The organism is Streptomyces sp. NPDC048514 (assembly GCF_043199955.1).
Lineage (GTDB): Bacteria > Actinomycetota > Actinomycetes > Streptomycetales > Streptomycetaceae > Streptomyces.
Map to the genome: position 1 here is coordinate 284,649 of NZ_JBICWT010000010.1, position 15,019 is coordinate 299,667.

Annotated in this window: 13 protein-coding genes; 5 read left to right on the plus strand and 8 right to left on the minus strand. The window is 72.6% G+C overall.

Translation table 11 applies throughout. From position 1 onward, the window contains the following. Positions 1 to 17: 17 nt before the first annotated feature. Both ACGFT2_RS23500 and ACGFT2_RS23505 read right to left on the minus strand, forming a co-directional pair. A complete protein-coding gene (locus ACGFT2_RS23500) occupies positions 18 to 731 on the minus strand; it encodes a response regulator transcription factor (protein WP_393281419.1) in 714 nt (237 codons plus the stop codon). 87 nt (positions 732 to 818) lie between these two features. Continuing rightward, entirely contained in the window at positions 819 to 1,712 is an 894-nt protein-coding gene (locus tag ACGFT2_RS23505) for a class I SAM-dependent methyltransferase (RefSeq protein WP_393281421.1), read from the minus strand. Between the two features lie 289 nt (positions 1,713 to 2,001). Between ACGFT2_RS23505 and ACGFT2_RS23510 the strand changes: the two genes are divergently transcribed. Beyond that, positions 2,002 to 2,790 carry an SAM-dependent methyltransferase gene (locus tag ACGFT2_RS23510; RefSeq protein WP_393281423.1) on the plus strand — a complete coding sequence of 263 codons (789 nt, stop codon included), beginning with the start codon at positions 2,002 to 2,004 and terminating at the stop codon, positions 2,788 to 2,790. A gap of 91 nt (positions 2,791 to 2,881) precedes the next feature. Here ACGFT2_RS23510 and ACGFT2_RS23515 read toward each other — a convergent pair whose 3' ends face one another. Beyond that, entirely contained in the window at positions 2,882 to 3,478 is a 597-nt protein-coding gene (locus tag ACGFT2_RS23515) for a TetR/AcrR family transcriptional regulator (protein ID WP_393281425.1), read from the minus strand. A gap of 71 nt (positions 3,479 to 3,549) precedes the next feature. Here ACGFT2_RS23515 and ACGFT2_RS23520 point away from each other — a divergent pair, with 71 nt between their 5' ends. Further along, positions 3,550 to 5,202 carry an FAD-binding oxidoreductase gene (locus tag ACGFT2_RS23520; protein ID WP_393281426.1) on the plus strand — a complete coding sequence of 551 codons (1,653 nt, stop codon included), beginning with the start codon at positions 3,550 to 3,552 and terminating at the stop codon, positions 5,200 to 5,202. A gap of 189 nt (positions 5,203 to 5,391) precedes the next feature. Here ACGFT2_RS23520 and ACGFT2_RS23525 read toward each other — a convergent pair whose 3' ends face one another. After that, entirely contained in the window at positions 5,392 to 5,754 is a 363-nt protein-coding gene (locus ACGFT2_RS23525) for a hypothetical protein (RefSeq protein WP_393281428.1), read from the minus strand. Positions 5,755 to 6,214: 460 nt separating this feature from the next. Between ACGFT2_RS23525 and ACGFT2_RS23530 the strand changes: the two genes are divergently transcribed. Continuing rightward, entirely contained in the window at positions 6,215 to 8,044 is a 1,830-nt protein-coding gene (locus ACGFT2_RS23530; RefSeq protein WP_393281430.1) for a protein kinase, read from the plus strand. Positions 8,045 to 8,076: 32 nt separating this feature from the next. Here the strand turns inward: ACGFT2_RS23530 and ACGFT2_RS23535 are convergent, their stop codons facing one another. Both ACGFT2_RS23535 and ACGFT2_RS23540 read right to left on the minus strand, forming a co-directional pair. Beyond that, on the minus strand, positions 8,077 to 10,908 hold the full coding sequence (locus ACGFT2_RS23535; RefSeq protein WP_393281432.1) for a type 2 lanthipeptide synthetase LanM family protein: 2,832 nt from the start codon (positions 10,906 to 10,908) through the stop codon (positions 8,077 to 8,079). A 188-nt stretch (positions 10,909 to 11,096) separates the two neighbouring features. Next, entirely contained in the window at positions 11,097 to 11,297 is a 201-nt protein-coding gene (locus ACGFT2_RS23540; protein ID WP_393281433.1) for a DUF6229 family protein, read from the minus strand. Between the two features lie 499 nt (positions 11,298 to 11,796). On the opposite strand from ACGFT2_RS23540, the gene ACGFT2_RS23545 reads away from it, so the two are divergent. Then, positions 11,797 to 12,432 carry a hypothetical protein gene (locus tag ACGFT2_RS23545; RefSeq protein ID WP_393281435.1) on the plus strand — a complete coding sequence of 212 codons (636 nt, stop codon included), beginning with the start codon at positions 11,797 to 11,799 and terminating at the stop codon, positions 12,430 to 12,432. On the opposite strand, the gene ACGFT2_RS23550 is transcribed toward ACGFT2_RS23545, so the two are convergent. Next, positions 12,426 to 13,181 (minus strand): TetR/AcrR family transcriptional regulator, encoded by a 756-nt coding sequence (locus ACGFT2_RS23550; RefSeq protein ID WP_393281436.1) that lies wholly within the window; start codon positions 13,179 to 13,181, stop codon positions 12,426 to 12,428. The two genes, ACGFT2_RS23545 and ACGFT2_RS23550, sit on opposite strands and share 7 nt — an antisense overlap. Before the next feature lie 138 nt (positions 13,182 to 13,319). On the opposite strand from ACGFT2_RS23550, the gene ACGFT2_RS23555 reads away from it, so the two are divergent. After that, a complete protein-coding gene (locus tag ACGFT2_RS23555; RefSeq protein ID WP_393281438.1) occupies positions 13,320 to 14,543 on the plus strand; it encodes a saccharopine dehydrogenase family protein in 1,224 nt (407 codons plus the stop codon). Positions 14,544 to 14,639: 96 nt separating this feature from the next. Here ACGFT2_RS23555 and ACGFT2_RS23560 read toward each other — a convergent pair whose 3' ends face one another. Beyond that, positions 14,640 to 14,990, minus strand: a complete 351-nt coding sequence (locus tag ACGFT2_RS23560) for a nuclear transport factor 2 family protein (RefSeq protein WP_393281439.1) — start codon at positions 14,988 to 14,990, stop codon at positions 14,640 to 14,642. Positions 14,991 to 15,019 lie beyond the last annotated feature (29 nt).

Genomic DNA, 15,019 nt, shown 5'->3' on the forward strand with positions numbered 1-15,019 from the left:
GTGCCCCGGCCGGTTCCTCACGGCAGGTCCAGGCGATAGCCGACGCCGTGCACGGTGTGCACCAGCCGGGGCTCACCCCCGGCTTCCAGCTTGCGCCGCAGATAGCCGACGTACACGGCCAGGGAGTTGGACTCGGGTCCGAAGTCGCAGCCCCACACCCGCTCCTGGATGGTGTCTCTCGGCAGCACCTGCCCGGGGTGCCGCAGCAGCAGCTCCAGCAGCGAGAACTCGGTCCGGCTGAACTCGACGGCACGCGAGCCACGCCGTCCGCTGCGCGTGGCCGGATCGACGACGAGGTCGGCGAAGGACAGTTCCGTCACGGCTGCCGGCTCGGTGGGCGCAGTGCGGCGCAGCAGTGCCCGCAGACGCGCCACCAGCTCGTCCAGGGCGAAGGGCTTGACCAGGTAGTCGTCGGCGCCCGCGTCGAGGCCGTCCACGCGTTCCCGCACCGAGCCCAGGGCCGTCAGCACCAGCACGGGAGTACGGTCGCCCACGGCCCGGAGCCGGCGGCACACCGCCAGCCCGTTCATTCCCGGCAGCATCACGTCGAGCACCATCGCGTCGGGCTCCCAGTCGGCGACGAGGGCCAGCGCCCCGAGTCCGTCCGCGGCCCCGCGCACGGTGTAGCCCTCCACCGCGAGCCCGTCCTCTACGGCGTACCGCACCTCGGGCTCGTCGTCGACGACCAGAATTCTCGGCGCCCTCACCACTTCACCTGCCGCGCTGCTCATGCAGCACAGCCTGCCAAACCTCCTCCGGGACACCGCGCACGGGCCACCGGGCGCACCACGAGGAGCGCCACCCCCGGCCCCGCCCTGTCACCGGCGGCGCTGCCCCCAGGCCATCGCCATGCCGGGCCCCAGCTCGGCGAGCCGGGGCGATGCCAGGTACGCGAGGGCCTCGTCGACGACGGCGGCGTCCACCAGACCGGTGTCCTCCAGAGCGGGGCGCATCCGGCTCCATGTCCCGGCCCAGAATCCGGCGAGCGGGCTGCCCGCGACCAGCGGCGGGCAGAACAGCTCCGCGGCGACCTCGTGCAGGCCCTCCTCCCTCAGGAAGTGCGGATAGGCCGGGACGGCGGAGATGTCGGTTCCGATCGTCGATCGCAGTGCCCGCCACATGGCGTCCATGGTCCGCCGATAGGCGGAGGAGGCGTCCAGGGGGCTCGGCAGCTCCACGGCATCGCCGAGCACCAGCCGGCCTCCCGGTCCGAGCCAGCCCGCGAGCCGTGCGACGAGCCGGCGGCGCTGGGGCAGGTGCATGAGGACGAACCTGGCGTGGATGAGGTCGAAGCCGCCGAGGTCCAGGCCCTCGTCGGCGACGTCGGCGTTCACCACCCGCAGCCGGGGGCCCGCCATGGCGTCCAGTCCGCTGGTGTCCCGGTCGAGGGCGACGACCTCCTCGACACCCGCCTCTTCCAGCAGCCAGCGCGCCACCGTCCCGGTCCCCGCTCCCACTTCCAGACAGCGGCTGCCCGGGCCCGCGCCGAGAGCCCGCAGCCGGCGTGTGGTCATGGGGTCGAAGGCCAGCGCGGCGGCGTCGAGCCGCGCGGCTTCCCCCGGGCGGTCCGGCTCGAAGAGGTCTTCTCCGTAGCGCCCGTCCCCGGCGTCCCCGGCAGCCCGGGTGTCCCCGGCATCCCCGGCGCCCCGGCCGCCCGCGTCGTCGTCCCCGGTGTCCGCGCCGTCCGGCGAAGGCGACGGCGACCCGTTCACGACCACACCTGTCGTGCCGGTCCCCGGGCGGGCTGTGGCCGACCGGCCGGGTGGCACCCGCCCGGCCGAGGCCGGCACATGGCTCGCAGGAGCTTCATGTCCCGAACATAGGCCCACCGAACGCCGCTTGCCCGCCGCAGCTCCGCTGCTCGGCGAGTCCCAGCCGAATGGCGCAGCCGGACATCAGCGGCCCCGGACCCGCCAACGGCCTTGCGGGGTAAGGCGAACGGTGTGCGACACTCGTTGATCGCCAACATCCACCGGTCAACGACGCGCGACGGAGCCCGCCATGACGCCTGGCACCTCGATACCCCGGCAGATCGACACGAGCACGGCCCACCCGGCCCGCGTCTACGACTGGCTGCTCGGCGGCAAGGACAACTATCCCGTCGACGAGGCGGTGGGGGACAGACTTCCCCCGCAAGCCCGTGACGCCGCGCGACAGAACCGGGCGTTCATGAACCGCGCGGTCGCCTGGCTCGCCGGACAGGGCATCGACCAGTTCCTCGACATCGGCACCGGCATTCCCACCGAGCCGAACCTCCACCAGATCGTCCAGCACATCGTGCCGACGGCACGCGTCGTCTACACGGACAACGACCCGATCGTCCTGCGGCACGCGGAGGCCCTGCTCGTGGGCCGCCCGGAGGGTGTCACGGACTATGTGGAGGCCGATGTCCGGGACCCGGCCGCGATCATGGGGCACGCGCGCCAGATCCTCGACTTCAGCCGGCCCGTCGCGCTGTCCCTGATCGCGCTGATGCACTTTCTCGGCGACGACCAGAACCCCCATGCTCTGGTGCGCGAGATGCTGGCCGAACTGCCCCCCGGCAGTCACCTCGTGCTGTCGCACGCAGCGTCCGACATCCTCCCCGAACTCGCGGAACAGGTCACGGCCGAGTACGCCAAGGGCGGCATACGGCTGGGATTCCGGACGCGCGCCGGTGTCCTGCGCTTCTTCGAGGGCCTGGATCTGGTGGAGCCCGGGCTGGTGACCGCCCCGGAGTGGTTCAAGGGGACCCCGGCTCCCGCCCCGGAGGAGAGCGGCATCTACGTAGGCGTCGCGCGCGTCCGCTGATCCCACGCCCCTGCATCACGCGTGCGGCCCTGACGCCGCCGGTACAGCCGCGACGCCACCGCACCACCGGTACGGGCCGGCGGGGGGCCGCTCAGCCGGCGCCGAGCGCGGTGAGGAGCCGTACGCACCGGGCCGTCATCTCGGCCGCGCTCTGCTCGGGGTGGTCGGACCACCAGCGCATGACGGCGGTCACGGTGTACTGCCAGACGTGATTGAGCAGTTGGTGGTCGAGCGGGTCGTCGTGCCCGGCACGGCTGAGGAGCCCGGCGGCGCCCGCGGCGCCCATGGCGGCGAGCCGCCCGCGGTAGAGATGCACGGCCTCGCGCAGCTCTCCGGTCGGCGGGAGAGCCGGGTCGTAGAGGACGGACCAGGCGTGCCGGCACCGCTCGACCGTCGTGAAGATCGCCCCGAGGGTGTCCAGCGCGTGGTCCGTCGAGCCGCTGCGGGACCGGGCGGCGGCCACGGCGTCCACCAGTAGCCCGCCGACCCGGTGGACGCAGGCCAGGTACAGGCCGTCCTTGGAGTCGAAGTAGCTGTACACCAGCGGTTTCGAGATGCCCGCGCGCCCCGCGACCGCGGCGACGGAGACTCCCGCGTACCCGTGTCTGCCGAACTCCTCCACGCCCATGTCGACGATCTGTCGCTCCCGGTCCGCCCGGGAGACGCCCTTGGTTCCGGCCTTGCCCATGAGGGCCACTCTAGCCCACCATGTGACCTAGAGGTAATTTACCCATGGGTCAATTGAAGGGGCGCGCCATCGTGACGCGATCGTGGTGGGGATGGGGAAACATCGAGGACGCGGTGTCCGGTGCCGAACTCCGCACGCTGCTGGCCCGGGTGCGAGCGCTGACACCGGGCGACCTCACCGAGCACGAGCCGCCGGACATCGCCTCGCTCGGCCTGCGAGAGCCCCGGGTGTCCGCACCCGCCGCGCTCGCCGGGCTGTGCTCCGCCGAGCCGGCCGACCGCGCCGCGCACGCGCACGGCAAGGCGTTCCGGGACGTGGTGCGCAACCTGCACGGGGATCTGCGCCACGTACCTGACCTCGTCGCCCGGCCCCGCGACGAGCGTGACGTGACCGACCTCCTCGACTGGTGCTCGGGCGAGGGGATCGCCGTCGTCCCGTTCGGCGGCGGCAGTTCGGTGGTCGGCGGCGTGGAGCCGCGCTTCGACGGTCACCCGGCCGTGGTCACCCTCGATCTCGAGCGCCTGGACCGGGTGCTGGAGATCGACCGGACGAGCCGGGCCGCGCGCATCCAGGCCGGCGTGTTCGGTCCGCATCTGGAGGACCAGTTGCGTCCCCACGGGCTGACCCTGCGGCACTTTCCGCAGTCGTTCGAGTTCTCCACGCTGGGCGGCTGGCTCGCCACGCGCGCCGGCGGCCACTACGCGACGCTGTACACGCACATCGACGACATGGTCGAGTCGATGCGGGTGGTCACGCCGAGCGGGGTCAGCGCGTCGCGGCGGCTGCCGGGCTCCGGCGCGGGCCCGTCGCCCGACCGGCTCTTCCTGGGCAGTGAGGGAACGCTGGGCGTCATCACGGAGGCGTGGATGCGGTTGCAGGAACGCCCCCGCTGGCGTGCCAAGGCGTCGGTGCGGTTCGACGACTACCCGGCGGCGGTCGCGGCCACCCGGGCCATCGCGCAGAGCGGGCTGCACCCGGCGAACTGCCGCCTGCTCGACGCGGCCGAGTCGCTGATCAACGCGGGTGTGAGCGTGGGCGGCGGCGTACTCGTCCTCGCCTTCGAATCGGCGGACCACCCGGTTCGCCGGAGCCTGGAGCGGGCCGTGGAACTCTGCCGCGACCACGGCGGAGAGCCGCTCGCCGATCCCCCCGGCGGATCGGGCGGTGACGCGGGCGAGGAGGCCGCCGGGACGTGCGGCGAGAATTCCGCGCGGGACTCCGGCGGGGGCGCGTCCGGTGGGTCGGCCGCGGAGACCTGGCGCTCGTCGTTCCTGCGGATGCCCTACCAGCGGGACGCGCTGGCCCGTCACTCGATGATCGCCGAGACGTTCGAGACCGCCTGCACCTGGGACCGGTTCGACGCGCTGCACCGGGCGGTCACCGAGGCGGCGCGGCAAGCCATGCGCGAGGTCACCGGCGCCGGGGTGGTCACCTGCCGGTTCACCCACGTCTACCCGGACGGCCCGGCACCGTACTTCGGCGTGTACGCACCCGGCCGCTGGGGCAGCACCGTGTCCCAGTGGGACCACATCAAGGCCGCGGTGTCCGAGGCGATCGAGGCGCACGGTGGGACCATCACCCATCACCATGCGGTCGGGCGCGATCACCGCCCCTGGTACGACCGCCAGCGCCCCGACCCCTTCGCCACCGCGCTGTCCGCCGCGAAGGCGGCCCTGGACCCGGCCGGCGTCCTCAACCCCGGAGTGCTCCTGCCTGCGCCGTAGCCCGCCGGAGGCCGGCACCGGGCCGCCGACGGGGTGGTGCGGGGCGCCGACCGGACGAAGCATGGGTGAGGACTGGAGTCGATCCCGGCCGGTGACGCACCGGGCAGGATCACGAAAGAGCACCGCCCCCCACATTCTGGATTTCCGACGTGGGGGGCGGCCCTCTCGTCCACTTCCGGGTGCCCCGGATCACCAGCCCTTGTTCACGGCCCGCCAGTGCCTGCCCGGCTTGCACTTGATGTCGAGCCACGTCGAGGGACTCGGCAGCAGGTTCACGTTCCGACTGGTCCCAAAATGATCGGAGTTGTAGAACGGAAGAGCCACGGACTGGAGTTGGTACCAGCTGGACTCGTCGCCGAACTGCCAGTCGTACACGTAAAGATTGACGTTGTAGTTCCACAAGGCATTGTGATAAACCCCCACTTGCTGCCAGTCACCCGTGCAGGTGCCAGACGGATCCTCTGCATGGGCGCTCACGGAGCCGGCCCCGAGTGCGGCGACAGCCATTGCGGCTGTAGTGACCGCCGCGCGAATCCTGCGTCCTGTAGACATTGTTTCCCTTTCCTGCAGAACCGATTCCCCGTGGGCGGGGAGCGTGCGTCGTATGTTTCCGAAAGTCGGTCCCCCCACGTGTGAGCTGTACGTCGGCGGAATCGTCACCCAGTCGTGCGCGACGGCTCTGGTCTCCCCGTCTACCGTCAGCGCCGTGAACGTGTCGAGCTCGCCCTCCATACAGAAAGGAGCGCCTGCCGAGAAGTAATCGAAGCGACCCGACGATCACTGAGGAAGAACATATTCTTCTCTTTCCCTCGGGGGGGAGTTCGGCTCCAAAATACCCAGAGGTGGCGGACGAGCGAGAGTACTCGTTACTCCCTTTTCGCTGAAGCCGACGACCTGAAGGTGGCCCGGCAGCGACGGAGGACGTGAAACGCCGCCAGGTCCTTCCTGCCGGGGCGTGCCCCCGGGGAGGCCCGTGCCGCCGCTGTCGGCGGCGGCAACTATGCTCCCGCGCATGAGCGGAGCGGGCAGCGACAGCGGCAGACGGGTGGTCGACGGACGGTTCGAGCTGGAGAAACGGCTCGGCGGCGGCGGCATGGGCATGGTGTGGCTGGCCCGCGACCTGGTGCTGCACCGCAGCGTGGCCGTCAAGGAGGTACGGCCCCCCGATCCGGACCTCGCCGAGTACGATCCGCCGGCCGCGCAGTTGCTGCGCGAACGGGTGCTGCGGGAGGCCCGCGCCCTCGCGCGGGTGGACCACCCCAACGTGGTGACGATCCACCACATCGTGGACGGCGGACCGGGAAGCTATCCCTGGATCGTCATGGAACTCGTCACCGGCGGTTCCCTGGCCGACCGTCTCGCCCAGCGGCCCATGGAACCCGGGGAGGCGGCGCTGCTCGGGCGCGAGGTGCTGGCCGCGCTGCGCGCGGCGCATGCCGCCGGTATCCAGCACCGTGACGTCAAGCCGGCCAACGTGCTGCTGCGGCCCGACGGCCGCCCGGTGCTCACCGACTTCGGCATCGCGGCGATCCGTGAGTCGACCTCCCTCACCGCCACGGGTTCGGTCATCGGCACACCGGACTACATGGCGCCGGAGCGGGTCTCGGGCCATGACGGCGGCCCCGCATCCGACCTGTGGTCACTGGCGATGATGCTGTACGCCGCCGTGGAGGATCACCATCCGCTGCGCAGGGGCTCGACGCTGGCGACGCTCGCCGCCGTCCTCAGCGAAGAGATCCCGCGACCGGTCCGGGCCGGCGCACTCACGGAGGTCCTGGTCCGGGTGCTCGTCCGCGATCCCGCGGCACGGCCCGACGCCGCGGAGCTGGACCGGATGCTGGACGCCGCGGCCCGCGCGACGGAACCGCCCACGTCCTACGCCCTCCAACCCCCGTCCACCGCACCGGCCTTCGGCCCCTGGCAGGCAACGCCCGCCGCCGCGGCCCCTGCCGATTCGGGGACGGGGATGCCCGCGGTACCGACGTCCGGCCCCTGGACGGGACCGTCCGCCGCGACACCTGCCGGTTCCGGGACGGGGACGCTCCCGGGCCCGTACGACGCCCGGCCCGCGTACACCGTGCCGTCCGGGCCCGGGGGCGCGCGTCCTTCCTCCACGGGCACGAGCACGAGCGTGGCCGTACGGCCTCGACGCTCTCCGCGCTGGCCGCTGGTGGGCCTGCCCGTCGTGGGAGTGGCTCTCGCCGGCGGCCTCATAGCGAACCAGTGGCCGGACGGCGGCACCCGCGCCTCCGGTGCCCCCGAGCCCTCCGGCTCCACCGCGTCGACCGTGCGCACACCGGCGCAGGGCGCTCACGACGGCTCCGCCACGCCGGCGCAGGGCGGTCACGACGGCTCCGCCACGCCGGCGGAGAACGACACGACCGGCAGGACGGACCTGCTGACCCCGGCCGGGATCCGCACCGCCGTCGCGGCCCTCACGAAGCAGACCGGCCGGGACCGGTTCGGAAGCCTGACGGTGTATCCGGACTACGTCTCCGCCGAACTGATGGTGAAGGGCAGCGACACCAAGTACGACACGTTCACCTACCGGGCCGGGCAGGGCGTGGAGAAGGGCATCATCCGCGGGTCGCTGATCAACACGACCCCGGTCACCCTGGACGGCTTCCACTGGGACGCGGTGCCGGCGCTGCTGCGCGAGGGCGGGAAGAAGCTCAAGGTCGACCATGTGACCACCCGCTACCTGGTGCTGAACCCGCCGGACACGGTCTTCGACACCCCCGCCGGGATGTCCGTGTACCTGAGCAACGCCTACAGCCAGAGCGGCTACCTGCAGGCGGACCCCGAGGGCAGGGTACTCAAGGTCATGCCCTACGACGGCTGAGCGAACGCCTCCCGCCGGACGGCGGGCACCGGTCAGTCGAGGAGCAGGGGATCGGGCAGGGAAGCCGACCGGTGCATGGTCAGAAGGCTGTGCACGACTCCCGAGAGCCCCGACATGAGGCTGGGGGAGAAGGCCTCGCGGGCCAGGCCGCCGACCGGGCCGCGCTCCTCCAGCCCGCTGAGGATCTCCGCGTCGAGATCGTCGGGGTCACCGAAACCCATCGACGTGAGGAACCGCCACAGACCCAGGTCGCCGTGGCACAGCGTGTGGCTCCAGCCGAAGCCCTCGGCGGCACAGGCCCGGGCGGCTCTGCGGGCCATGTCGAGATGGGCCGGATCGCCCGCGCGCCGGTACAGGTCGAGCATGCCGACGCCGACCCCGGCGCTGCCGTGGCACCAGCTGGTGAAGAAGTCCTCCTCGGCGCCGACGCGTACGTCGAGCCAGTTGCCCTGGCCGGGCCGCCACAGGGACTCCTGGAAGGCGAAGGCCCGTTCGGCGAGGTGGTGCCAGTCGCGCCGGTCCGCCGCGGTACCCGCCTCGCTCATCGCGAGCCGGGCCAGTGCCCAGCCGACGCCGGTGGCGCCGTGCGCGAAACCGCCGATGCCCTCCGGGTTGAGCCGGGTCGTCCAGCGGGCCCCGGCGGAGTCGACGCCGGCCAGCCGCGCCAGCCGGCGGCCGATGTGCGCGGCCGCGGCCAGCCAGCGCTCCTGCCCGGTCGCCTCGGCCAGACCGAGCAGCGGGACGATGCCGCCGGCCGCGCCGTTGAGCAGGTCCACCTCGATGTCGTCGTCGACGAGGCGCCCTTCGAGCAGCGCGGCCCGTTCGGCCGCCCGCGCGAGCGGCCACTCCTCGCCGAGCACCCGGTGCAACGCCAGCCACGTCCACACCTGTGATGCGGCACCGCTGAAGGCACCGGCCGACGGCGTGGGTGTCCGCTCCTCGGTGCCGATCAGGACGCGCAGCGCGCCCTCGAAGGTCTCCGGGACACCCGGAACCTCGTCCGCCCGTCCCGCCCGGACCTCGCTCAGGTACTCCGCGAGGGCCAGGGCCACTCCGCCCTGCCCCGTGTAGAGATCGGCGGGCAGCACCCTGATGGACCAGCCCGCCGGCGTGAAGACCGGGCTGATCCAGGTGACCGTGCCGTCCGCGCCGCGCACCGCCCCGTCGCACAGCCGGCGCACCATCAGCGCCGCCAGCCGCCGCCGGCGTCGCTCCCGGTCCCGGGCGTGCGGCCGTTCCGCGGCGGCCTGCACCCGCGCGGGCAGCGAACGCTCGTTCAGGTACGCGCCCACCAGGGCGTCCTGGATCACCGACTCCTCAAGCGTGAAGTCGGCGGTGGACCAGTCCTCGACCGTGTTCCGCACGGCGGCGGCGTCCACGGTGAAGCCGAACATCGGCACGTCACCGGCCAGCAGGTCGGCGATCTCGCCGTCGATGGCGGCGCGGTCCGTCGGTGCGCCCGGCAGCACGTCCGCGTTGCGGCGCAGGATGTCCCGGGCCCGCTCCACGGCGGCGGCCTCGTCGTGCAGCGACGCGGGGTGCCACAGCATCCGGCCGATGTCGACGTAGGCCTGGGTCGGCCGCAGGATCCGGCGCGCCCGGGCCCCCTCGAAGCGGCGCAGCAGGCGGCACGGGTCCACTTCGGGCCGGCGCAGATGGGCGGTCATCTCGCGGAAACCGGCCAGGATCCGGTCCCAGTACACGCTCAGCACCGGGGTCGGACTGGGATGGTTGACCGCGGTCGGCATCGCCACCATGTCCACCTCGAAGCGGGCCGCCGCGGTGCCGCCGTCCGCGATCACCGGGTTGGGGATCAGCGGCTGCTGGCCGGGCAGCGCCCCCACACCGGAGATGTCCACCCCGCCCAGGGCGAACCCGGTGCCGCGCACGGGCAGCAGACCGGTGCGCAGCACCGTCCGGCGGATGGCCGCGGCCGCCACGTCCACCGCGTCGCCCCGGCCGCTGGGCGGGAACGGGGCGGGGGCGTCGAAGAGCGTCTCGGCGTCCACGATCACCGGCACCGGGCCGGCCGCGACCATGTTCTCGGCGTGCATGTCGGTACCGCCGGTGAAGCGGAGTACGGCCAGCCAGTGTCCCATGTTGCGGTAGAAGGCGGCGAGTTCGGCGTTGCCCGCGCAGTAGCGGTGTGCGACGAACTCGGCCCAGCCGTAGCCGTCGCGTGCCACGGTGCGGGGCACCCGGATGCGTGCCTCCGGCGCCGGGGCACCGGGCAGATCCGTGAACACCTCGTCCAGGAGGGCGCCGAGAGCGACGTCCGCCTCCGACGGACGTGGCTTGTACATGACGGTCCCGCCGGTGAGGTCCACGCGGCTGACGGTCTGGCCGCCCCGGTGGCTGTCGCCCGCCCCGAACGCCACGGCACGGATCCGGCCCGCGGGCGCTTCCAGCAGTGGTGCCAGCAGTGCGCGGTCGGTGGCGAGCCGCTCCGCGAGATCGACCGTGGCCGCCACGGACATCCGGGCCACCGTGGCGATCCGCGGACCGGCGGCGGGGTAACGGCCGGCCAGCTTGTCGAGATAGCCCTCGGCACCGGCCTGTTCGATGAAGGCGGCCCAGGTCCCGGTGTCCGGCTCCGCCGCGGGCCGGGCGGGCCGCGGACCGGCGCCCCGGGCCATGCGCAGTGCGTGCAGTTCCACCAGGAAGAGCCGGGAGAGCTTGGCGTGCAGCGACCTGAGCAGTGCGGTGTGGCCCGCCTCCAGCAGCACGTCCCGCTCCTCGCGGTCCAGAGCGTCCACGGCCGTCAGCCGCCGGGCCAGGTCCTCCCGCCACGGGCGCGCGACGGCGCGTACAGGACCGGCGAACCACTCCGCCTGCTGTGCACCGTCAGGTGCGGATCCGCTCACCCTCCACCCTTTCTGCTCGTCGGCGCGGCATCGCCCGGTCGGGCGCGCCGTCGGAACGCGGAGCACGGCACGTACAGCGCATGGCCCCGTACCCGGATGCCCGGGACGGCCCCGCGGCGGCCGGCACGGTGCTCCGGGAACCCGCCGGTGCCGTGGACGACCAGCGGCACCGGCAGGACAGCGAGAGGTCAGCAGCACCAACTGCCGTGCGAACCGCTCGGGCTGGAGCAGAAGCCGTACAGGGAGTCGCTCGGGTCGGTCAGCGCGGCCTCCGCGGCGGCGCCGCCGACGTACAGCGGACCGGCGGGGTTGAGCTGGCCGTACGCGCTCTCCGCGCCGGACAGCCAGGCTTCGAGTACGGCGGCGGTGTGGACGGTGGTCTGAGACATCGGTGGCCTCCGAGGTCGCGAATGGGGGCGGATTGCCCAGCCCGAGTATCGCGGCGTCCGACGCCCCGTCAGCTCACTTATCCAGCCAGAGTGTTCGGCTACGCAGGGTAGATGTGTCCGGCCCGGCGCCCCCGTGACAGCGATCGGAAAGACATCTCACCGGCCCCGACACACCGGCGCCCCGTCACACGGCCGCCCCGTCACGCGGCCGCCCCGTCACGCGGCCCTCCCGTCACGCGGCCGCCCCGTAACACGGCCGCCCCGTCACCCCGCCGCCCCGACACGCGGCCGCCCCGACACGCGGGTCGGCCGAGTACCGGGTCGGCCACCCCTGCACTCGTCACGGCCGGCCGGGCACCCTGCCGGCCACGGCGCCGGCTGCTCCGAACGAGTGCCGGCGCCGCCGGACAGCGGACCGGTCCGGCGGCGGCCCGACTCGCGAGGTGTACCCGTACCGCCGACGATGAGGACAAGATCTCTCCCAGGCAAGGACGACCGCATGCCCTCCCTTCGCCGAAACGGACGTCACGGCGTCCGCCGCCCCTGGGCCCTGGCTTCGATCACCGTGACCTGTTGCTGCCTCGCGGCCGCGCTCACCGGATGCGGCGACGGCGGAGGTGGCACCGGCTCCGCGCCCAGCGCCACGCCCACCGCCCCGGACACGGCCTCCTTCAGCGGAACTCTGCCCTCGGCCCTGGCCTCCTCCGCGTCCTCCGCCGTCGCCTCCGCCCGCGCGTCGGCCTCGGCGGCCGCCTCCTCGGCCTCGGCGCGCGCCTCCGAGTTCGAGGCGTCGGTGTCGGCCGAGTCCGCCCGCAGGACCGCGGCGGCCGAGAAGGAACTCAAGAGCGTCAAGGGCCGAGGCAACGCCGTGTCCGAGGTGAGCATGACCGGCATGCCCAAGGCGCAGACCGGGGGACTGCTCGCCGTCCTGGTCACCATCACCAACAAGACCGACCGCAAGGCGTCCTACGCCGTGCAGGTCGACTTCGAGGACGCGGACCACCACGTCGTCGAGACCAGGTACACCGGCGCGGAGAACCTGGAGCCGGGGAAGAAGGAACAGCCGGTCGTCTTCAGTCACCAGCCGCCCGACGCCCGGCTCACGCCCCGCCTGGCCAAGGCGCAGCGCTACTGAGTCCGGCCGGACCGGTCTCCGGCGGCCCGCTCGGCGGAGACCGTGCACCGGGCGGCGGCCAGCTGTGCGGCGGCGCCGTCCAGCAGTGTGTCGAGGACGACCGGGTACGCACTGTGCGGCATGCGGGCCGCCAGCAGACGGGCGGTCGCGGCGATGTGCGGGTAGGACTCCGCGGGGAGCCGGGCATACGTGGAGGTCCACATCTCCTCGTCCGCCGCGCGCGCCTCGTGCGTCAGGGCCAGCGCTCCGGCATCCAGCGCCGCGAAGGCCAGGCTCAGGTCGATGAAGGCGTGGTAGACGCGGACCGCCGCCTTGTCCGGGAAGCCCGCGGAGCGCAGGATGCCGAGGATCGTCTCGTCGACCGCGATCTCCCGGGGCCGGCCGGTCACCCGGCTGGCGGTCAGTGCGGCGGCATGCGGATGTGCGAGGTACGAGGAGTGGATGGCGAGCCCGAGTGCCCGCAGATCGGCCCGCCACTCACCCGTGGCCGACCAGCTGTCCAGTGCCCGTCCCATCAGCTCCTCGCCGATGGCCCGGGTCAGGTCGTCCATACCGGCGAAGTAGCGGTAGAGGGTGCTCGGGTCGGCGCCGAGAGCGGTGCCCAGCCGGCGCGCGGTCAGACCGGTGCTGCCGTGCTCGTGCAGCACCCGCAGCGCCGTGCGCACGATGAGCGTCTCGGACAGCACGGTGCCCTGCCGGGTGGGCCGGCGCCTGCGCCGCGCCGGCTCGGGCACCACCTGCTTGGCCATGCGAACCACTCCTTCTCGGCGCCGTGCCGACGAGCCTTATGCCAACGCCATTGACTTTACCTTGCGCGGTCCCGTTGCATCAGGTCATCCGCAGAGGTCATCCGCACAGGCGTATGCCGCGGAAGAAAGGTGTCTGACATGCGAGTACTCCTCGTGGGCGCGGGCGGCGTCGGGACGGCCGTCACCCGGATCGCGGCCCGCCGCGACTTCCTGACCCACATGGTCGTGGCCGACTACGACCTCTCCCGGGCGGAGGCGGCCGTCGCCGCGCTGAAGGAGCACGGCGACCGGTTCAGCGCACGGCGCCTGGACGCCTCGGACGAGGACGCCGTACGCCGGCTGCTCGCCGAGGAACGCTGCGACGTGCTGCTCAACGCGACCGACCCGCGGTTCGTGATGCATCTGTTCCGGGCGGCGCTCGCGGCGGGTGCGCACTATGTGGACATGGCGATGTCCCTGTCCGCCCCGCACGCCGAGCGCCCGTACGAGGAGTGCGGCGTCAAGCTCGGCGACGGCCAGTTCGAGCTGGCCGGACGCTGGGCGGACTCGGACCGGCTGGCCCTGGTCGGCATGGGCGTGGAGCCCGGCCTGTCCGACGTCTTCGCCCGGTACGCCGCCGACGAACTCTTCGACGACGTCGAGGAGATAGGCGTCCGCGACGGAGCCGACCTGACCGTGGAGGGCTACGACTTCGCGCCGTCCTTCAGCATCTGGACCACGATCGAGGAGTGCCTGAACCCCCCGGTGGTCTACGAGAAGGACCGCGGCTGGTTCACCACGGCGCCGTTCAGCGAGCCGGAGGTCTTCGACTTCCCGGAGGGCATCGGCCCGGTCGAGTGCGTGAACGTCGAGCACGAGGAGGTGCTGCTGATCCCACGCTGGGTGGACGCACGCCGGGTGACCTTCAAGTACGGCCTGGGCGACGACTTCATCGCCAAGCTGAAGACGCTGCACGAGCTGGGGCTGGACTCCACCGCGAAGGTCACCGTCCCGGGCGAGGACGGGCCGGTGCGGGTGTCCCCGCGCGACGTGGTCGCCGCCTGCCTGCCCGACCCCGCCACCCTGGGCGACCGGATGACCGGCAAGACCTGCGCGGGCACCTGGGTGAAGGGCACGAAGGACGGCGCACCGCGCGAGGTGTACCTGTACCACGTGGTCGACAACCAGTGGTCGATGCGCGAGTACGGCTGCCAGGCCGTGGTCTGGCAGACCGCCGTCAACCCGGTCGTCGCCCTCGAACTCCTCGCCACCGGCGTCTGGACGGGCCGGGGAGTCCTCGGCCCCGAGGCCCTGGAACCCCGCCCCTTCCTCGACCTCCTGACGGAGTACGGCTCTCCCTGGGGCCTGCGCGAGGAGCGCTGACCCCGGTCGGCCGACCCGGAGAACCGGGGTGCAGCTTGCCCGGTCCGCCCGACCGGGAACCCTGGTCGGGCGGACGGGCGCGGTCAAGGAGACTGATCACCGGTCCGTCGCGAGGATCCCCCGTGGGTCGAAGGTGACTCGGATCCTGGTGATTCTCCCGTCCTGAACATGGCTCCAGTTCGCCGTAGGGGTGGGCGGTGCGCCGGCGGTGTGCAGGTCGAACCACGTGATCACGTCGGTTTCGTTCGCCACCCGGGCATGCACTTCGATCCGTTCCAGGATCTGACCCAGTCCGCGCAGGCCGCCAAGGCACTCCTCCACCCCAGAGGCCCGGCCGAGCGTGCCGACGAAGTCGACGTCGTCGGCCAGGAGCCCGCGCAGGGTGTCGAAGTCGCCTGCCTGCCAGGCGGTGAAGTACTTCTCGGAAATCTGTGCAGGAGTCGTCATACGGCCATGGTCGCGAAGGCTCGGCCATC